General features: G+C 65.8%; 14 protein-coding genes. 10 read left to right on the top strand and 4 right to left on the bottom strand.

The window, feature by feature from the left end; translation table 11 throughout:
* The 6 genes from rluB to truB form a co-directional block, all read left to right on the top strand.
* The coding region (gene rluB, locus HMPREF3115_RS27525; RefSeq protein ID WP_070556944.1) for a 23S rRNA pseudouridine(2605) synthase RluB at positions 1-1,440 on the top strand (1,440 nt) is incomplete at its 5' end.
* Positions 1,441-1,831: 391 nt separating this feature from the next.
* The gene (gene rimP / locus HMPREF3115_RS27520) at positions 1,832-2,290 is read left to right on the top strand and encodes a ribosome maturation factor RimP (RefSeq protein ID WP_006402064.1); all 459 of its coding nucleotides are present in this window, start codon (positions 1,832-1,834) and stop codon (positions 2,288-2,290) included.
* The gene (gene nusA, locus HMPREF3115_RS27515) at positions 2,290-3,765 is read left to right on the top strand and encodes a transcription termination factor NusA (protein WP_006402063.1); all 1,476 of its coding nucleotides are present in this window, start codon (positions 2,290-2,292) and stop codon (positions 3,763-3,765) included. Before rimP ends, nusA begins: the two co-directional genes overlap by 1 nt.
* Before the next feature lie 91 nt (positions 3,766-3,856).
* Positions 3,857-6,766, top strand: coding sequence for a translation initiation factor IF-2 (gene infB / locus HMPREF3115_RS27510; protein WP_006402062.1), 2,910 nt, complete (start codon positions 3,857-3,859; stop codon positions 6,764-6,766).
* A gap of 121 nt (positions 6,767-6,887) precedes the next feature.
* Positions 6,888-7,286, top strand: a complete 399-nt coding sequence (gene rbfA, locus HMPREF3115_RS27505; protein WP_012213472.1) for a 30S ribosome-binding factor RbfA — start codon at positions 6,888-6,890, stop codon at positions 7,284-7,286.
* Between the two features lie 13 nt (positions 7,287-7,299).
* Complete coding sequence (gene truB / locus HMPREF3115_RS27500; RefSeq protein ID WP_070556942.1) at positions 7,300-8,232, top strand: tRNA pseudouridine(55) synthase TruB; 933 nt, start codon at positions 7,300-7,302, stop codon at positions 8,230-8,232.
* 81 nt (positions 8,233-8,313) lie between these two features.
* Here the strand turns inward: truB and HMPREF3115_RS27495 are convergent, their stop codons facing one another.
* The 4 genes from HMPREF3115_RS27495 to HMPREF3115_RS27480 form a co-directional block, all read right to left on the bottom strand.
* Complete coding sequence (locus HMPREF3115_RS27495; RefSeq protein ID WP_006400324.1) at positions 8,314-9,873, bottom strand: DHA2 family efflux MFS transporter permease subunit; 1,560 nt, start codon at positions 9,871-9,873, stop codon at positions 8,314-8,316.
* Between the two features lie 28 nt (positions 9,874-9,901).
* Positions 9,902-11,125, bottom strand: a complete 1,224-nt coding sequence (locus tag HMPREF3115_RS27490; protein WP_006400323.1) for an EmrA/EmrK family multidrug efflux transporter periplasmic adaptor subunit — start codon at positions 11,123-11,125, stop codon at positions 9,902-9,904.
* Between the two features lie 51 nt (positions 11,126-11,176).
* The gene (locus tag HMPREF3115_RS27485) at positions 11,177-12,673 is read right to left on the bottom strand and encodes an efflux transporter outer membrane subunit (protein WP_043279514.1); all 1,497 of its coding nucleotides are present in this window, start codon (positions 12,671-12,673) and stop codon (positions 11,177-11,179) included.
* An 84-nt stretch (positions 12,674-12,757) separates the two neighbouring features.
* The gene (locus HMPREF3115_RS27480) at positions 12,758-13,252 is read right to left on the bottom strand and encodes a MarR family winged helix-turn-helix transcriptional regulator (RefSeq protein WP_006400321.1); all 495 of its coding nucleotides are present in this window, start codon (positions 13,250-13,252) and stop codon (positions 12,758-12,760) included.
* A 329-nt stretch (positions 13,253-13,581) separates the two neighbouring features.
* Here HMPREF3115_RS27480 and typA point away from each other — a divergent pair, with 329 nt between their 5' ends.
* From typA to HMPREF3115_RS27465, 4 genes are all read left to right on the top strand, one after another.
* Complete coding sequence (gene typA / locus HMPREF3115_RS27475; protein WP_070556940.1) at positions 13,582-15,408, top strand: translational GTPase TypA; 1,827 nt, start codon at positions 13,582-13,584, stop codon at positions 15,406-15,408.
* An 8-nt stretch (positions 15,409-15,416) separates the two neighbouring features.
* Positions 15,417-15,617, top strand: coding sequence for a hypothetical protein (locus HMPREF3115_RS30485; RefSeq protein WP_006404944.1), 201 nt, complete (start codon positions 15,417-15,419; stop codon positions 15,615-15,617).
* A gap of 110 nt (positions 15,618-15,727) precedes the next feature.
* Positions 15,728-18,592 (top strand): 2-oxoglutarate dehydrogenase E1 component, encoded by a 2,865-nt coding sequence (locus tag HMPREF3115_RS27470; protein ID WP_006400317.1) that lies wholly within the window; start codon positions 15,728-15,730, stop codon positions 18,590-18,592.
* Between the two features lie 135 nt (positions 18,593-18,727).
* On the top strand, positions 18,728-19,108 hold a 381-nt coding region (locus HMPREF3115_RS27465), incomplete at its 3' end, for a biotin/lipoyl-containing protein (RefSeq protein WP_141751749.1).

The following is a 19,108-nucleotide window of genomic DNA, read 5'->3' as shown; positions in this document are numbered from 1 at the left end:
GATGCCGCGCAGGCGCAGCCGGCGCGTGCGCCGCGCAAGGAAGGCGCGGCCAAGGGCGGGCGCGGCAAGTCCGGCGGCAAGCGCGAAGGCGCGGGCGGCAAGGGCGCGCAGGGTCAAGGCCAAGGCCACGCCAAGCGTGGCGGCGCGTCGAAGGGCGAAGGCGAAGCGGCGCAGGACGACCTGTTCGCCTACGTGACGTCGCCGGCGTTCGACGCGGACAACGCGGCACCGGGCAGCGGCGTGCGTGCGCCGATGCTGCGCCGCGGCCGCGGTCAGCCGGCGAACAAGCGCGTACTGTCGCCGGACGACGACGCGCCGAAGCTGCACAAGGTGCTCGCGGAGGCGGGCATGGGCTCGCGCCGCGAAATGGAGGAGCTGATCATTGCCGGCCGCGTGTCGGTGAACGGCGAACCCGCGCATATCGGCCAGCGGATCATGCCGACCGACCAGGTGCGGATCAACGGCAAACCGGTCAAGCGCAAGCTGCCGAACAAGCCGCCGCGCGTGCTGCTCTACCACAAGCCGACCGGCGAGATCGTCAGTCACGCGGATCCGGAAGGCCGTCCGTCGGTGTTCGATCGCCTGCCGCCGATGAAGACGGCGAAATGGCTCGCGGTCGGCCGCCTCGACTTCAACACCGAAGGTCTGCTGATGCTGACGACCTCCGGCGACCTCGCGAACCGCTTCATGCATCCGCGCTACAGCGTCGAGCGCGAGTACGCGGTGCGCGTGGTCGGCGAGCTGTCGGAAAGCGCGCGCCAGAAGCTGCTGCACGGCATCGAGCTCGACGACGGTCCCGCGAACTTCCTGCGCATCCGCGACGGCGGCGGGGAGGGCACGAATCACTGGTATCACGTCGCGCTGGCCGAAGGCCGTAACCGCGAAGTGCGCCGGATGTTCGAGGCGGTCGGCCTGATGGTGAGCCGCCTGATCCGCACGCGTCACGGCCCGATTCCGCTGCCGCGCGGCCTGAAGCGCGGCCGCTGGGAGGAGCTCGACGAGGCGCAGGTGCGCAAGCTGATGGCGACGGTCGGCCTGAAGGCGCCGTCGGAAGAGAAGGGCAAGCGCGGCGGCGGCCAGGCCGAGCGCCGGCAGCCCGATCCGATGCAGACATCGATGGGCTTCATCAGCCGCGAGCCGGTGCTGACGACCCACGGCCAGCTCGACCAGCCGCGCCGCGGCGGTCGGCGCGGCGGCCCCGGCCTGCCGGGCCTGAGCGGCTACGGCAGCCTGCCGGTCGCGTCGGGGGACGGCAATCGCGCGGGCGGCCGCGACGTCGACGGCAATCGCGCGTCGCATGGCGGCGCAGGCGGCAAGCGTGGCGGCGGCAAGGGCGGCAATCGCAACCCGAACGGCAATCGCGCGGATGGCGGCGCCGGCAACGGCGGCCCGCGCGGCGGTCAGCGTCCGCAGCGCGGCGGGCGTTCGCGCGGCCGTTGAGCGGCGCGTTGCGCGAGGCGCGACAGCGCCGCGCCGGCAAGACCGGGTCGATCCGGTCTTGTCGGCGCATTGCATTTTGCGTAATCGACGCTATATGAATAGTCGGCGGCGCGCAGACCGTTTTGCAGGAATTCGCTTTTAACGGTATATCGCGCGCTGTTCCGGCGGCCGACGCTTGGCGTTTGCGCCAAAAATCGCTATAATCGCGGAGTCGCTGGGCGTACGGATTCGATGTGCGGCTCAGGTGCGACCACCGGTAAGAAGATGGGCGTTCCGCCCATTTTTTTTTGCTGAAACGGTTAGGCATCTCGGGTAGCGCTTCCTGCGCCGGCTAAGGCGCGCGCCCGCGGGTGAATCGCGAGCGGCGGGCGCGAACACCTGAGAGGACACTGTGCAACTGACGGAACTGATAGAAACCACGGTCACCGGGCTCGGCTACGAGCTGGTGGATCTCGAGCGTACCGGGCGCGGCATGCTTTGCGTCTATATCGATCAGCCTGCCGGCATCTCGCTCGAAGATTGCGAAAAGGTCACGCGTCAGCTCCAGCACGTCTTGACGGTCGAAAACATCGATTACGAACGGCTCGAAGTCTCGTCTCCGGGGCTCGACCGCCCGTTGAAGAAGCTGGCCGACTTCGAGCGCTTCGCCGGCAGTGAAGTCTCCGTGACCTTGAAAAAGCCGCTGGACGGGCGCAAGACGTACCGGGGCATTCTGCACGCGCCGAACGGCGAAACGATCGGTTTGGAATTTGAGAGGAAGAAGGGCGAGGCGGCCATGCTGGATTTCACGCTGGCCGACATCGACAAAGCCCGCCTGATTCCGCAAGTTGACTTTAGGAGCCGCAAATAATGAGTCGCGAAGTTTTGATGCTGGTGGATGCGCTGGCGCGCGAGAAAAACGTCGACAAGGATGTGGTGCTGGGCGCGCTCGAGGCTGCGCTCGCGTCCGCTTCCAAGAAGCTGTTCGACGAAGGCGCCGAAATCCGCGTCCATATCGATCGCGAAAGCGGCGAGCACGAAACCTTCCGTCGCTGGCTCGTCGTGCCCGACGAAGCGGGCCTGCAGGAGCCGGATCGCGAGATCCTGCTGTTCGAAGCGCGCGAGCAGAAGCCCGACGTCGAAGTCGGCGAATACATCGAGGAACCCGTTCCGTCGATCGAATTCGGCCGGATCGGCGCGCAGGCCGCGAAGCAGGTGATCCTGCAGAAGGTGCGCGATGCCGAACGCGAGCAGATCCTGAACGACTACCTCGAGCGCGGCGAAAAGATCATGACCGGCACGGTGAAGCGCCTCGACAAGGGCAACTTCATCGTCGAATCGGGTCGCGTCGAGGCGCTGCTGCGCCGCGATCAGCTGATCCCGAAGGAAAACCTGCGCGTGGGCGACCGCGTGCGCGCGTACATCGCGAAGGTCGACCGCACCGCCCGCGGCCCGCAGATCGAACTGTCGCGCACCGCGCCCGAGTTCCTGATGAAGCTGTTCGAGATGGAAGTGCCGGAGATCGAGCAGGGCCTGCTCGAGATCAAGGCCGCCGCTCGCGATCCGGGCGTGCGCGCGAAGATCGGCGTCATCGCGTACGACAAGCGGATCGATCCGATCGGCACCTGCGTCGGCATTCGCGGCTCGCGCGTGCAGGCCGTGCGCAACGAGCTCGGTGGCGAAAACATCGACATCGTGCTATGGTCGGAGGATCCCGCCCAGTTCGTGATCGGCGCGCTCGCGCCGGCCGCTGTCCAGTCGATCGTCGTCGATGAAGAAAAGCATTCGATGGATGTCGTTGTCGACGAGAACGAGCTGGCCGTCGCGATCGGCCGTAGCGGTCAGAACGTTCGCCTTGCCAGCGAACTGACCGGCTGGCAGATCAACATCATGACCCCGGACGAGTCCGCCCAGAAGCAGGGCGAGGAGCGCGACCGGCTGCGTGCACTGTTCATGACGCGTCTCGACGTCGACGAAGAAGTCGCCGACATCCTGATCGACGAAGGCTTCACGAGCCTCGAAGAGATTGCTTACGTGCCGCTCAACGAAATGCTCGAGATCGAAGCGTTCGACGAGGACACCGTGCACGAACTGCGCAACCGCGCGCGCGATGCGCTGCTGACGATGGCGATCGCGAACGAGGAAAAGGTCGAAAACGCGGCGCTGGATCTGAAGAGCCTCGACGGCGTGACGCCGGAGCTGCTCGCGAAGCTGGCCGAACACGGTGTGGCGACGCGCGACGATCTCGCCGAGCTGGCGGTGGACGAACTGGTCGACATGACCGGAATGGAAGAGGATGCCGCTAAGGCGTTGATCATGAAAGCACGTGAACACTGGTTCCAGTGAGAAATGACCATGGCGCACTGATTTGATGGCGGCCGTATGGCCTGACCCGATGCTAACCGCAAGGAATCGGTCCTTGCACTAAGAGGAATGAATGGCGAGTAACAACGTAGCCCAATTTGCCGCGGAACTGAAAATGCCTGCTGGTGTGCTGCTCGAACAGCTGCAGGCAGCGGGCGTCCAGAAAGCGAGTGAAGACGATGCGCTGTCCGAGGCGGACAAGGCGCGTCTGCTCGATCATTTGCGCAAGTCGCACGGCGCAACCGATGGCGACAAGCGCAAGATCACGCTGACCCGCAAGCATACGTCGGAGATCAAGCAGTCTGACGCGACGGGCAAGGCTCGCACCATTCAGGTCGAGGTGCGCAAGAAGCGCACGTTCGTCAAGCGCGACGACGTGAGCGATGTCGCGGAACAGGGTCAGGCGCAGGTCGCCGAAGCGGACGACGATGCGGAGCTGAAGCGTCGCGAGGAAGAGGCGCGCCGCGAGGCCGCGCTGCTCGAGAAGCAGGCGCAGGAACTGCGCGAGCGTCAGGAACGCCTGGAGCGCGAGGAAGCGGAACGCCGTGCCCGCGAGGAAGCGGCCGAGGCCGAACGCCGTCGCGCGGAGGAAGAAGCCGCGGCCAAGCGTGCGGCAGCCGAAGCGGCCGCCGCGCAACAGGCGGCGCAGCAGGCAGCTGCGGCCCAGCAGGCGGCGGCACCGGCCGATTCGGCGCAGGACGAAGCACGTGCGGCTGCCGAGCGCGCAGCGCAGCGCGAAGCGGCGAAGAAGGCCGAAGACGCCGCGCGCGAGGCTGCCGAAAAGGCGCGCGCCGAGCAGGAAGAAATTCGCAAGCGCCGCGAGGCGGCGGAAGCCGAAGCGCGTGCGATCCGCGAGATGATGAACACGCCGCGCAAGGCCGTGGTCAAGGCGGTCGAACCGCCGAAGCCGGCCGAACCGGCGAAGCCCGCCGAGGCGAAGGGCACGCTGCACAAGCCGGCGAAGCCGGAAGGTGCGCAGGCGCGTCCGGCCGCGAAGAAGCCGGCGGCTGCGCCGGCTGCCACGCCGGCGCCGGCAGGCGCGGGCGACCGCAACAAGAAGCCGGGCGGCGGCAAGGGCGGCTGGCAGGACGACGCGGCGAAGCGGCGCGGCATCAAGACGCGCGGCGATTCGAGCGGCGGCGTCGACCGCGGCTGGCGCGGCGGCCCGAAGGGGCGCGGCCGTCACCAGGACAACGCTTCGTCGTTCCAGGCGCCGACCGAGCCGATCGTGCGTGAAGTGCACGTGCCGGAAACCATCTCGGTGGCCGATCTCGCGCACAAGATGGCGATCAAGGCCTCCGAAGTCATCAAGGTGATGATGAAGATGGGCCAGATGGTCACGATCAACCAGGTACTCGACCAGGAAACGGCGATGATCGTCGTCGAGGAACTGGGTCACCGCGCGCTCGCAGCGAAGCTGGACGATCCGGAAGCGCTGCTCGTCGAAGGCGAAACCGGCTCCGACGCAGAGCAACTGCCGCGTCCGCCGGTCGTCACGGTGATGGGTCACGTCGACCACGGCAAGACCTCGCTGCTCGACTACATCCGTCGCGCGAAGGTCGCGGCGGGCGAAGCGGGCGGCATTACGCAGCACATCGGCGCGTATCACGTCGAGACGCCGCGCGGCGTCGTCACGTTCCTCGATACGCCGGGTCACGAGGCGTTCACGGCGATGCGTGCACGCGGCGCGAAGGCGACCGACATCGTGATTCTGGTTGTCGCGGCCGACGACGGCGTGATGCCGCAGACGAAGGAAGCGATCTCGCACGCGAAGGCGGGCGGAGTGCCGATCGTCGTCGCGATCAACAAGATCGACAAGCCGGAAGCGAACCCCGACCGCGTGAAGCAGGAACTGGTCGCCGAAGGCGTCGTGCCGGAAGAGTACGGTGGCGATTCGCCGTTCGTGCCGGTGTCGGCAAAGACGGGCGCGGGCATCGACGATCTGCTCGAGAACGTGCTGCTGCAGGCCGAAGTGCTGGAACTGAAGGCACCGGTCGAGGCGCCGGCGAAGGGCATCGTGATCGAAGCGAAGCTCGACAAGGGCAAGGGTCCGGTCGCGACGATGCTCGTGCAGTCCGGTACGCTGAGCCGCGGCGACATCGTGCTGGCCGGTACCGCATACGGCCGTGTGCGTGCGATGCTCGACGAGAACGGCAAGCCGACGAAGGAAGCCGGCCCGTCGATCCCGGTCGAGATCCAGGGTCTGTCGGAAGTGCCGGCCGCTGGCGAGGAAGTCATCGTGCTGCCGGACGAGCGCAAGGCGCGCGAAATCGCGCTGTTCCGTCAGGGCAAGTTCCGCGACGTGAAGCTGGCGAAGCAGCAGGCGGCGAAGCTGGAAAGCATGCTCGAGCAGATGGGCGAAGGCGAAGTGCAGAACCTGCCGCTCATCATCAAGGCCGACGTGCAAGGCTCGCAGGAAGCGCTGGTGCAGTCGCTGCTCAAGCTGTCGACCGACGAAGTGCGCGTGCAGATTGTGCACAGCGCGGTGGGCGGCATCAGCGAAAGCGACGTCAACCTCGCGACCGCGTCGAAGGCCGTCATCATCGGCTTCAACACGCGTGCGGACGCACAGGCGCGCAAGCTGGCCGAAGCGAACGGCATCGACATCCGCTACTACAACATCATCTACGACGCAGTGGATGAGGTGAAGGCGGCGATGTCCGGCATGCTGGCGCCGGAGAAGCGCGAAGTCGTGACGGGCATGGTCGAGGTGCGCCAGGTGTTCAAGGTGCCGAAGGTCGGCACGGTCGCCGGCTGTATGGTCACCGACGGTATCGTCAAGCGTTCGTCGTCGGTGCGCGTGCTGCGCAACAACGTCGTGATCTTCACGGGCGAACTCGAATCGCTGAAGCGCTTCAAGGACGACGTGAAGGAAGTCAAGCAAGGCTTCGAATGCGGTATGTCGGTGAAGAATTTCAACGACATCCTCGAAGGCGACCAGTTCGAAGTCTTCGAAGTGACCGAAGTCGCGCGTACGCTGTAACGCGATCGCGCATCGGCTCATGGGCGGGGCAGGCTTGGGCCTGTCCCGCCCATTTTTTCATGGCCGCGCGCCGTCCGGCGCGCCGCCGTTTTATCCTGATAAACGGATCAGGGATTCGATCATGTCCAGGAAACGTACTTCTCCCAATCGCAACGTGCAGATCGCCGACCAGATTCAGCGCGATCTGTCCGAACTCATCATGCGCGAGGTCAAGGATCCGCGCATCGGCATCGTGACCATCCAGAGCGTCGAACTGACGCCGGACTACGCGCACGCGAAGGTCTATTTCACGACGCTGACCGGCGATCCGGCCGCGACGCAGCAGGCGCTGAACCACGCGTCGGGTCATCTGCACAACCTGCTGTTCAAGCGGCTGCACATCCATACGGTGCCAACGCTGCACTTCCATTACGACCAGACGATCGAGAAGGCCGTCGCGATGTCGCGTCTGATCGACGAGGCGAACGCGACGCGTGCGAAGGACGACGACGAGGCCGACGCGCCGGCGAAGGACGACTGAGCGTATCCCGCCTATGACCAATGCAGCATCCCAACGTCCGCGCGTGCCGCGCCGCGCGCTGGACGGCGTCCTGCTGCTCGACAAGCCGGTCGGCCTGTCGAGCAACGATGCGCTGATTCGCGCGAAGCGCCTGTACCTCGCGAAGAAGGCCGGGCATACCGGCACGCTCGATCCGCTCGCATCGGGCCTGCTGCCGCTGTGCTTCGGCGAAGCGACGAAGTTCTCGCAGGATCTGCTCGAGGCGGACAAGACCTATGAAGCGACGATGCGGCTCGGCGTGCGTACCGCGACCGGCGATGCCGAAGGCGAGGTGCTCGACACGCGGCCCGTCGCATGCGATCGCGCGGGCGTGGAAGCGGCGCTCGTGCGTTTCACGGGCGACATCGTGCAGGTGCCGCCGATGTATTCGGCGCTCAAGCGCGACGGCAAGCCGCTGTACGAATACGCGCGTGCCGGTCAGACGGTCGAGCGCGAAGCTCGCAGCGTGACGATTCACGCACTCGACTTGCTCACATGCGAACTGCCGGACGTGACGTTTCGCGTCACGTGCAGCAAGGGCACGTATGTGCGCACGCTCGCGGAAGACATCGGCGAAGCGCTCGGCTGCGGCGCGCATCTGACGATGCTGCGCCGCACGGGCGTCGGCGCGCTGACGCTCGAACATGCGGTGACGCTCGATGCGTTGTCCGATGCCGACGAAGCGGCGCGCGACGCCTGGCTTCAGCCCGTCGATGCGCTGCTGTCGACGTTCCCGCTGGTGCGTCTCGACGACACCTGCGCGAAGCGCTTCCTGCACGGGCAGCGCCTGCCGCTGTCGGCGCTGGAGGCGATCGACGCCGCCGAAGGCGAACGCGTGCGCGTGTACGACGCGACGCGGCTGCTCGGCGTCGCGCGCAAGACGAACGGCGTGCTCGCGCCGGAACGGCTCGTCGTCACCGCGCAATGACGCGCGCGAACGTGCGCCATCGGAACGAAAAAGCCCGGTCTCGACCGGGCTTTTCGTTTGCTGCGCGGATGCGCGCGACGTCTAGTGCGCGGCCGATGCCGCCGCGCCCGCATCGCCGCCGCCCGCGCGTTCGGGCTTCGTGATCCAGATCAGCGCAATCAGCAGCACGAAGATCGCCGCCGAGATGTAGAACAGATCGTTCACGCCGAGCTGCGCGGCCTGCTGCGTGGCCATGTTGTTGATGAGCCCGTGCGCCTGGTCGCGCGTCAGCCCGAGGTTGTTCATCTGCGTGACGGCCTGATTGAACGTCGGGTTGTACGGATTCGTCTGCTCGACCAGCTGCGCGTGGTGGAAGTTGTTGCGGTGATCCCACGCGGTCTGGAAGATCGACGTGCCGATGCCGCCGCACATGATCCGCACGAAGTTCGACAGGCCCGATGCCGCAGGAATGCGGTGGCCGGGCAGGCCGGACAGCGTGATCGACACGAGCGGGATGAAGAAGCCCGCCATCGCGATCCCCTGCACGAACGTCGGCAGCATCAGCGACCATTCGTCGACGCCCGTCGTGTAGCGCGAGCGCATCCAGAAACAGAGCGCGAAGATCAGGAACGCGGCCGTCGCGATGTAGCGCGGATCGGTGCGCGGCAGGAACTTGCCCGTCAGCGGCGACAGCAGGATCGCGAACAGGCCGACCGGCGCCATCACCAGGCCGGCGTCCGTCGCCGTATAGCCGATCTGCGTCTGTAGCCAGAGCGGCAACAGAACGAGGTTGCCGAAGTAGAGCCCATAGCCGACCGACAGCGCGATCGTGCCGCCCGTGAAGTTGCGCATGCGGAACAGCGACAGGTCGACGACCGGATGCTCGGCGGTCAGCTCCCAGATCACGAAGAACGCGAATGAGATGATCGCGATCAGCGCGAGCGCGATGATCGTCGTCGATGCGAACCAGTCGAGATCCTTGCCCTTGTCGAGCATGATCTGCAGCGAGCCGACCCAGAGGACGAGCAGGGCGAGACCGACGCCGTCGATCGGCGCGCGCCGCACGGTCGATTCGCGCGTGCGATAGATCGACCACGTCGCGATCGCGGCCGCGATGCCGACCGGAATGTTCACGTAGAAGATCCACGGCCACGAGTAGTTGTCCGAGATCCACCCGCCGAGAATCGGGCCCGCGACCGGCGCGATCAGGGTCGTCATCGACCATAGCGCGAGCGCCATCGGCGCCTTGGCGCGCGGGTAGCTCGCGAGCAGCAGCGACTGCGACAGCGGAATCATCGGGCCGGCCACCGCGCCCTGCAGCACGCGCGACGCGAGCAGGAACGGCAGCGTCGGCGACAGCCCGCACATCCACGACGAGATGACGAACAGGATGATCGACGCGAGGAACAGGCGTACCTGCCCGATGCGGTCGGTCAGCCAGCCGGTCAGCGGCACGGAGATCGCGTTGGCGACCGCGAACGAGGTGATGACCCACGTGCCCTGATCGGACGACACGCCGAGGTCGCCCGAGATCGTCGGGATCGCGACGTTCGCGATCGAGGTGTCGAGCACGTTCATGAAGACCGCGAGCGACACCGCGATCGTCCCGATCACGAGTTGCCCGCCCTGCAAGGGCGGGTGAGAGACAGGAGCCTGTGCCATGTCGTTTGTCTTTCCGGAGTCGGAACGGTTACATCAGCTTCGGCGCGGCGGTGCGCTTCGCCGCAGCGGCAGCGGGCGCCGGCGCGTTGCCGCCCGCGTTTTCCGCGATGATGCGTGCGATTTCCGCGTCGGCTTCGTCGCCGTACTTCGCGAACACGTCGGTCTGGTAGACGGTATTCGGCACGTTGACGAGCTGGTCGCCGCGTTCGTCCTTGATGTTGACGTCGACCTGCATCGACAGACCGATGCGCAGCGGATGCTTGTCGAGATCCTTCGGATCGAGCTCGATACGCACCGGCAGGCGCTGCACGACCTTGATCCAGTTGCCGGTCGCGTTCTGCGCCGGCAGCAGCGAGAACGCCGAGCCCGTGCCGGCCGAGAAGCCGACCACCTTGCCGTGATAGACGACCGACGAGCCGTAGATGTCGGCCGTCAGTTCGACCGGCTGGCCGATGCGCATGTGCTTGAGCTGTACTTCCTTGAAGTTCGCGTCGACCCACACCGCGTTCAGCGGCACGACCGACATCAGCGGCGTGCCGGGCGACACGCGCTGGCCGACCTGCACCGAGCGCTTCGCGACGTAGCCGGTCACCGGCGCGGGCAGCGTGTTGCGCGCGTTCGCGAGGTATGCGTCGCGCACCTTTGCGGCTGCGGCGAGCACGTTCGGGTGCGAAGCGATCGTCGTGTTCGCGGTCAGCGCGCGGTTCGACGCGAGCTGCTGCTGTGCGGCGTCGAGCGACGCCTGCGCGGCGCGCACGGCATCGCGCGCGTGCGAGATTTCTTCCTGCGACACCGCGCCCGTCTGCGCGACGGCGAGACGGCGGCGCAAGTCGTCCTCGGCCTTCGACAGGTCGGACTGACGCAGCGCGACCTGCGCGCGGTACTGATCGTCGTTGACGAACAGGCCGCGCACCTGGCGCACGGTCTGCGCGAGGTTCGCTTCCGCCTGCTGCAGCGCGACCTGCGAGTCGGCCGGATCGAGCACGACGAGCGGATCGCCGGCCTTCACCGTCTGCGTGTCGTCGGCCTTGACCGCGATCACGGTGCCCGTGACCTGAGGCGTGATCTGCACGACGTTGCCGTTCACGTATGCGTCGTCGGTTTCCTCATGGAAGCGCGCGACGAGGAAGTAGTAGAGGCCGTATGCGATGGCCGCGATCACGATGACCGCGACGAGCAGCGTCATCATCCGTTTGCGCTTGCCGTTGTTCTGCGGCTGGGCGCTGGCGGCGTTTTGTTGAGGGTCGCTCATGGCGATTTTCTCCGTCCGTTATTTCGAGTGTCTTGGTAGGGCGGCGCCGGATCAGTTGGCGGCCTGTCGGGTCTGTTTCGCGGTCTCGGGCGCCGCGAGCGCGGTGCCGGTCGCATCGAAGCCGCCGCCGAGCGCCTTGATCAGCGCGAGCTGCATGTCGCGACGGCGCATCTTCAGATTCGTCACGGTCTGCTCCGAGGCGAGCCGGTTGCTGTCCGCGGTCAGCACCTGCAGTTGCGGCGACAGCCCGGCCTTGTAGCGGATCACCGCGAGGTCGTACGCGCGCGTCGACGCGTCGAGCGCGCGCTGCGCGTCGCCCATCTGGCGATCGATCGCACGGATCGCGGCCACTTGCGTCGCCACGTCGTTCAGCGCGCTGATCAGCGTCTGGTTGTAGTTCGCGACCGACAGATCGAAGTCCGCGTAGCGGCCCTTGAGCTGCGCGCGCAGCGCGCCGGCGTCGAAGATCGGCAGGTGGATCGCCGGGCCGAACTGCGCCTGGCGGCTCGTGAAGTTCAGGAATTTGCCCCAGCCGAACGCATCGAAGCCGAAACCGGCCGCGAGGTTCACGTCCGGGAAGAACTCGGCCTTCGCTTCCTTCACGTCGTGCATTGCCGCTTCGACCTGCCAGCGCGCGGCGACGATGTCGGGGCGGCGCGACACGAGGTCGGCAGGCAGGTTGTCGGGCAGCGCGACGTCGCCGGCCGGGTTCAGCACCGGCGCGGCGATCTGCAGCCCGCGGTCCGGCCCTTTGCCGAGCAGTGCGGCGAGCTGATAGCGCACGGTCGTGATCTGACCGTCGAGATCGGACAGCGACGCCTGCGTCGTCGCGATGTTGCCGCGCGCGGTCTGGCGTTCGACGTTCGTGTCGAGGCCGGCCGACACGCGGCCGTCGGTGATCTTGCCGACCGACTCGCGGTTGGCGATCTCGCGCTGCGCGATGTCGCGCAGCGCGTACAGTTGCGCGAGCGAGTTGTAGGTGCGCGCGACCGACGAGGCGAGCGTGATGCGCGCCTGCTGCATGTCGGCTTCCGCGGCCTTTTCCTGCGACACGGCCGTGCGCAGACGCTCGCGGTTCTTGCCCCACAGGTCGAGCTCCCACGATGCGCTGGCGAGCACGTTGTTCTCGCTGTACCACTGGCCGCCGTACGGCGGCGGGAAGAGGCCGTTCGCCGAATAGAGCTCGCGCGTCCACGAGTAGCTCGCTTCGGCCTTCGGCAGCAGGTTCGAGCGCGACGATTCGATGTACGACGACGCCTTCGCGATGCGCGCTTGCGCCTGCGCGATCGACGGATTGCCGGCGAGCGCCTCGTCGATCAGCTTCGGCAACTGCGGATCGCCGAACTGGCTTGCCCAGTCGAGCGACGGCCAGCGGCCGCCCTGGGCCGGAAGGCTCTGCGCCGTTTCGAACTGCGACGCGGGGGCGATCTGCTTGTCGCTCTTGATGCCGATGTAGTTCGCGCAGCCCGCCAGTGCCAGTGCGGCGACCGCGACGGCAACGGCGGTGCGGCGCGACCCGGCACGCACGGACAACGGGGAGGATTTCATCGCGCTGATCCCTGACTCGGAATGAATGATGGACACTGCAAGGATTTCCTTACATTAATCTGTCAAAAGTAATTGTTATGGCAACTATTGCGCGACGCTGCCGCCGGCGGTCTCGCAATAGTTGCTGAGAATCCGGCGCAGCATGCTCTTCAGGAACCCGACTTCTTCCGGCGTGAAGCCGCCCAGCAGCTGATCGAGCACGCTGCGGAAGATCGCCGGCAGCCGCTCGGCCAGCGCCCGGCCTTCGTCGGTCAGTTCGAGGCGCACGACGCGGCGATCTTCGACGGAGCGCACGCGGCACAGCAGCCCGCGTTTCTCGACGCGATCGAGCAGGCGCGTGACCGCGCTCGCATCGATCGCGTATTCGCGCGCGAGCTCCGCGGCCGTCGAGCACTTGCCGACCGCGATCATGAACAGCATGCTCGCCTGCGTGCCCGTGATGCCGAGCTCCTCCTGCGTACGCTGCGTGACGAGGTTCGTCATCAGCGACTTCACGCGCGACATCAGATAGCCGACGCTGTCGTTCATCTGATACGACGACAGCGCCGAAGCGGGCGAATGAGAAGAGGAATCCGACATAAAACCCTGAAGCTGCAATAGTTGACTAGGCAGCAGTATAGGCACAATTGCTTGCCGCGGCAAATGTTAATCGAACGGATGCGCGCGCGCTGAACGCCGCCGCATTTCCTTACGCGCATCGGGGTTTTTACGGTGCGCGGCACGCCGCTTGCGCGCATCGACGATCGACGGAGCAGGGCGTTGCCGGCGGCCCGCATGCTGCGTTGCAACGCAACGGCCGGCTGACGACATTCGCGCGTGCTATAATTTGAGGCTTTCCAAGCTGCAACGCGCGCGCCCGTGTCGAACGAGCGTGCGCGTTTGCGCGTTCAATCGATTTCCAGGTTTCTATGACCCGCGCCCTTCGCAACATCGCCATCATCGCCCACGTCGACCACGGCAAGACTACGCTCGTCGACCAACTGCTTCGCCAGTCCGGCACCTTCCGCGAGAACCAGCAGGTTGCCGAACGGGTGATGGACTCGAACGACATCGAAAAGGAGCGCGGGATCACGATTCTCGCGAAGAACTGCGCGGTCGAATACGAAGGCACGCACATCAACATCGTCGACACGCCGGGGCACGCGGACTTCGGCGGCGAAGTCGAGCGCGTGCTGTCGATGGTCGACTCGGTGCTGCTGCTCGTCGACGCGGTCGAGGGCCCGATGCCGCAGACGCGCTTCGTCACGAAGAAGGCGCTCGCGCTCGGCCTGAAGCCGATCGTCGTCGTCAACAAGATCGACCGTCCGGGCGCGCGGATCGACTGGGTCATCAACCAGACGTTCGACCTGTTCGACAAGCTCGGCGCGACCGAAGAGCAGCTCGATTTCCCGATCGTCTACGCGTCGGGCCTGAACGGCTACGCGTCGCTCGATCCGGCGGCGCGCGAAGGCGACATGCGTCCGCTGTTCGAGGCGATCCTTGCGCACGTGCCGGTCCGCCCGGCCGATCCCGACGCGCCGCTGCAGCTGCAGATCACGTCGCTCGACTATTCGACCTACGTGGGCCGGATCGGCGTCGGCCGCATCACGCGCGGCCGCATCAAGCCGGGCCAGCAGGTCGCGATGCGCTTCGGTCCGGAAGGCGAGGTGCTGAACCGCAAGATCAACCAGGTGCTGTCGTTCAAGGGCCTCGAGCGCGTCCAGGTCGAATCGGCCGAGGCCGGCGACATCGTGCTGATCAACGGCATTGAGGACGTCGGCATCGGCGCGACGATCTGCGCGGTCGACACGCCCGAAGCGCTGCCGATGATCACGGTCGACGAGCCGACGCTGACGATGAACTTCCTCGTGAACTCGTCGCCGCTCGCGGGCCGCGAAGGCAAGTTCGTGACGAGCCGCCAGATCCGCGATCGTCTGATGAAGGAGCTGAACCACAACGTCGCGCTGCGCGTGCGCGACACCGGCGACGAAACGGTATTCGAAGTGTCGGGCCGCGGCGAACTGCATCTGACGATTCTCGTCGAGAACATGCGCCGTGAAGGCTACGAACTCGCCGTGTCGCGTCCGAGCGTCGTGATGCAGGAAATCGACGGCGTGAAGCACGAGCCGTACGAGCTGCTGACGGTGGACGTCGAGGACGAGCACCAGGGCGGCGTGATGGAAGAGCTCGGGCGCCGCAAGGGCGAAATGCTCGACATGGCGTCGGACGGCCGCGGCCGCACGCGTCTCGAATACCGGATTCCGGCGCGCGGGCTGATCGGCTTCCAGAGCGAATTCCTGACGCTCACGCGCGGCACGGGCCTGATGAGCCACATCTTCGACTCGTACGCGCCCGTCAAGGAAGGCTCGGTCGGCGAGCGCCGCAATGGCGTGCTGATCTCGCAGGACGACGGCGCCGCAGTCGCCTACGCACTGTGGAAGCTGCAGGATCGCGGCCGCATGTTCGTGAAGCCGGGCGACGCGCTCTACGAAGGGATGATCATCGGCATTCACAGCCGCGACAACGACCTCGTCGTGAACCCGATCAAGGGCAAGCAGCTGACCAACGTGCGGGCCTCGGGCACCGACGAAGCGGTGCGCCTCGTGCCGCCGATCCAGATGTCGCTCGAGTACGCGGTCGAATTCATCGACGACGACGAGCTCGTCGAAGTCACGCCGCAATCGATTCGTCTGCGCAAGCGCTTCCTGAAGGAGCACGAGCGTCGCCGCGCGAGCCGCGAAGCCGCAGTCGACTGAGTCGCGCGGTGCTGATCGCCGGTCGCCAGAAAGCCGCCTTCGGGCGGCTTTTTGCATGGTCGCGCAGCGCGTGCGACGACGCGCTGCAAAACACTGTTTCAACCCTGCGCGGCAATGCGGCAAAACCCCGTCGCACGGCGCTTTCGTGCGTGTTCCGCCGTGAACTTCGGTATCGGTTCTGTGATATGCTGCGCGCACGCAAGTTTTAGGTCCTTCCCAGCAGACTTGATTCGCGCAATCCGCTAAACGGTCAGGCCGTGTCGCGGAAGGTTGAGTAACCCGCTATTTCTCGAGAAGCTCGAAGAAAGGTGAGCGTAAAATGTCAGATGTAATGAAGCAGTTCCAGCTGAACTCCTATTTGTTCGGCGGCAATGCTTCGTACGTAGAAGAACTGTACGAAGCATATCTCGATAATCCGGCGTCAGTGCCCGAGAACTGGCGAGAGTATTTCGACGCGTTGCAGAACGTTCCTGCGACGGACGGTTCGAACGCCAGCGACGTGGCGCATTACCCGATCGTCGAGTCGTTCGCCCAGCGCGCGAAGGCCAATGCCTTCATTCCGCGCGAAAGCGGTACCAATCTGGCAACGGCGCGCAAGCAAGTCCACGTCCAGTCCCTCATCAGCGCCTATCGCTTCCTCGGCTCGCAATGGGCCAATCTCGATCCCCTGAAGCGTCGCGAACGTCCCGCCATTCCCGAACTCGAACCCGCGTTCTACGACTTCTCCGAAGCCGATCTCGACCAGACGTACAGCGCAAGCAACCTGTACTTCGGTTTCGATCAGGCATCGCTGCGCGATATCGTGAAGGGCCTGCGCGACACGTACTGCGGCACGATCGGCGCCGAGTTCATGTACATCAGCGATCCGGAACAGAAGCGCTGGTGGCAGGAGCGTCTCGAATCGATCCGCGCGACGCCGAACTTCTCGGCCGACAAGAAGAAGCACATCCTGAACCGCCTGACGGCTGCGGAAGGCCTCGAGCGCTATCTGCACACGAAGTACGTCGGCCAGAAGCGCTTCTCGCTCGAAGGCGGCGAGAGCTTCATCGCGGCGATGGACGAAGTCGTCCAGCACGCGGGCAAGAAGGGCGTGCAGGAAATCGTGATCGGCATGGCCCACCGCGGCCGTCTGAACGTGCTCGTGAACACGCTCGGCAAGATGCCGGCGGACCTGTTCGCCGAATTCGAAGGCAAGCACGTCGACGACCTGCCGGCCGGTGACGTGAAGTACCACAAGGGCTTCTCGTCGGACGTGTCGACGGAAGGCGGCCCGGTTCACCTGTCGCTCGCGTTCAACCCGTCGCACCTCGAAATCGTGAACCCGGTGGTCGAAGGTTCCGCGAAGGCGCGGATGGACCGTCGCGGCGACGAAGACGGCGCGCAAGTGCTGCCGGTGCAGATCCACGGCGACGCGGCCTTCGCGGGCCAGGGCGTCGTGATGGAAACGCTGAACCTCGCGCAGACGCGCGGCTACGGCACGCACGGCACGCTGCACATCGTCATCAACAACCAGATCGGCTTCACGACGTCGGACCCGCGCGATGCGCGCTCGACGCTGTACTGTACCGACGTCGTCAAGATGATCGAGGCGCCGGTGCTGCACGTGAACGGCGACGATCCGGAAGCCGTGGTCCTCGCGACGCAGATCGCGATCGACTACCGCATGCAGTTCCACAAGGATGTCGTGATCGACATCGTCTGCTTCCGCAAGCTGGGTCACAACGAGCAGGACACGCCGGCCGTCACGCAGCCGCTGATGTACAAGAAGATCGCGCAGCACCCGGGCACCCGCGCGCTGTACGCCGAGAAGCTCGTGCAGCAGGGCGTGATCACCGCCGAAGACGCCGAAGCTTACGTGAAGGCGTACCGCAAGGCGATGGACGACGGTCACCACACGGTCGATCCGGTCCTGTCGAACTACAAGAGCAAGTACGCGGTCGACTGGGTGCCGTTCCTGAATCGCAAGTGGACGGACGCTGCCGATACGGCCGTGCCGCTCGCCGAACTGAAGCGTCTCGGCGAACGCATCACGACGGTGCCGGAAAACTTCAAGGTTCACCCGCTCGTCGAGCGCGTGATCAACGATCGCCGCAACATGGCGCGCGGCGACCAGCCGCTCGACTGGGGCATGGCCGAGCACCTCGCGTTCGCGTCGCTCGTCGCATCGGGCTATGCAGTGCGCCTGACCGGCCAGGACTCGGGCCGCGGCACGTTCACGCACCGTCACGCGGTGCTGCACGACCAGAACCGCGAACGCTGGAACGACGGCACGTACGTGCCGCTGCAGAACATCGCGGAAGGCCAGGCGAAGTTCACGGTGATCGACTCGGTGCTGTCGGAAGAAGCGGTGCTGGGCTTCGAATACGGCTACTCGACCGCCGAGCCGAACACGCTCGTGCTGTGGGAAGCGCAGTTCGGCGACTTCGTCAACGGCGCGCAGGTCGTGATCGACCAGTTCATCTCGTCGGGCGAAGTGAAGTGGGGCCGCGTGTCGGGCCTCACGATGCTGCTGCCGCACGGCTACGAAGGCCAGGGTCCGGAGCACTCGTCGACCCGCATCGAGCGTTTCCTGCAGCTGTGCGCGGATCACAACATGCAAGTCGTCCAGCCGACGACGCCGGCGCAGATCTTCCACCTGCTGCGTCGCCAGATGATCCGTCTGTTCCGCAAGCCGCTGATCGTCGCGACGCCGAAGTCGCTGCTGCGTCACAAGGAAGCGGTGTCGGATCTGTCGGAACTCGCGAAGGGTTCGTTCCAGCCCGTGCTGGGCGAAATCGACGGCGGCATCGACGCGAAGAAGGTCAAGCGCGTACTGGTGTGCTCGGGCCGCGTGTACTACGACCTCGTCGCGCACCGCCGCGAAACGAAGGCGAACGACGTCGCGATCATCCGTATCGAACAGCTGTATCCGTTCGCGCACAAGCAGTTCGAAGCTGAAATGAAGAAGTACGAGAACGCGACGGAAGTGGTCTGGGTGCAGGACGAGCCGCAGAACCAGGGCCCCTGGTTCTACGTCGAGCACCACCTGAAGGAAGGCATGAAGGAAGGGCAGAAGCTCGCGTACAGCGGCCGCCCGGCTTCGGCCTCGCCGGCGGTCGGCTACTACGCGAAGCACTACGAGCAGCAGAAGGCCCTCGTCGAAGGTGCATTCGGCCGCCTGAAGAGCGCATCGATCGCGAAATAATCGACGGAAGCGATACGGGAAGGCGCGCTGCGCTTTCCCGTCTCTTTCGGCCTGCCGCGCGCGCCGCGCGCCGCACGGGCCGAAAGAGCCGCAGGAATCTCGTCATTACCCAGATTAAGCATCCAGGAAAATCACATGGCTATCGTAGAAGTCAAAGTCCCCCAGCTTTCGGAGTCGGTGTCGGAAGCCACCATGCTGCAGTGGAAGAAGAAGCCGGGCGAAGCAGTCGCGCAGGACGAAATCCTGATCGAACTCGAGACCGACAAGGTCGTGCTCGAAGTGCCGGCGCCGGCCGCGGGCGTGCTCGCGCAAGTGCTGCAGAACGACGGTGACACGGTGGTCGCCGATCAGGTGATCGCGACGATCGACACCGAAGCGAAGGCGGGCGCCGCCGAAGCCGCGGCAGGCGCAGCCGAAGTCAAGCCGGCCGCCGCACCCGCAGCGGCACCGGCCGCTCAGCCGGCTGCCGCGACGGCCGCAGCATCGACGACGGCCGCTTCGTCGGGCACGGCCTCG

This window comes from Burkholderia sp. HMSC10F09, assembly GCF_001806955.1.
GTDB classification, from domain to species: Bacteria; Pseudomonadota; Gammaproteobacteria; order Burkholderiales; family Burkholderiaceae; genus Burkholderia; species Burkholderia multivorans.
This window is presented reverse-complemented; position numbering and strand designations above follow the sequence as displayed.

Excerpts from the sequence above, each read along its gene's own strand:
- nusA (WP_006402063.1), top strand. The coding sequence starts at position 2,290 with ATGAGTCGCGAAGTTTTGATGCTGGTGGATGCGCTGGCGCGCGAGAAA.
- infB (WP_006402062.1), top strand. The coding sequence starts at position 3,857 with ATGGCGAGTAACAACGTAGCCCAATTTGCCGCGGAACTGAAAATGCCT.
- rbfA (WP_012213472.1), top strand. The coding sequence starts at position 6,888 with ATGTCCAGGAAACGTACTTCTCCCAATCGCAACGTGCAGATCGCCGAC.
- truB (WP_070556942.1), top strand. The coding sequence starts at position 7,300 with ATGACCAATGCAGCATCCCAACGTCCGCGCGTGCCGCGCCGCGCGCTG.
- HMPREF3115_RS27495 (WP_006400324.1), bottom strand. The coding sequence starts at position 9,873 with ATGGCACAGGCTCCTGTCTCTCACCCGCCCTTGCAGGGCGGGCAACTC.
- HMPREF3115_RS27490 (WP_006400323.1), bottom strand. The coding sequence starts at position 11,125 with ATGAGCGACCCTCAACAAAACGCCGCCAGCGCCCAGCCGCAGAACAAC.
- HMPREF3115_RS27485 (WP_043279514.1), bottom strand. The coding sequence starts at position 12,673 with ATGAAATCCTCCCCGTTGTCCGTGCGTGCCGGGTCGCGCCGCACCGCC.
- HMPREF3115_RS27480 (WP_006400321.1), bottom strand. The coding sequence starts at position 13,252 with ATGTCGGATTCCTCTTCTCATTCGCCCGCTTCGGCGCTGTCGTCGTAT.
- typA (WP_070556940.1), top strand. The coding sequence starts at position 13,582 with ATGACCCGCGCCCTTCGCAACATCGCCATCATCGCCCACGTCGACCAC.
- HMPREF3115_RS27470 (WP_006400317.1), top strand. The coding sequence starts at position 15,728 with ATGTCAGATGTAATGAAGCAGTTCCAGCTGAACTCCTATTTGTTCGGC.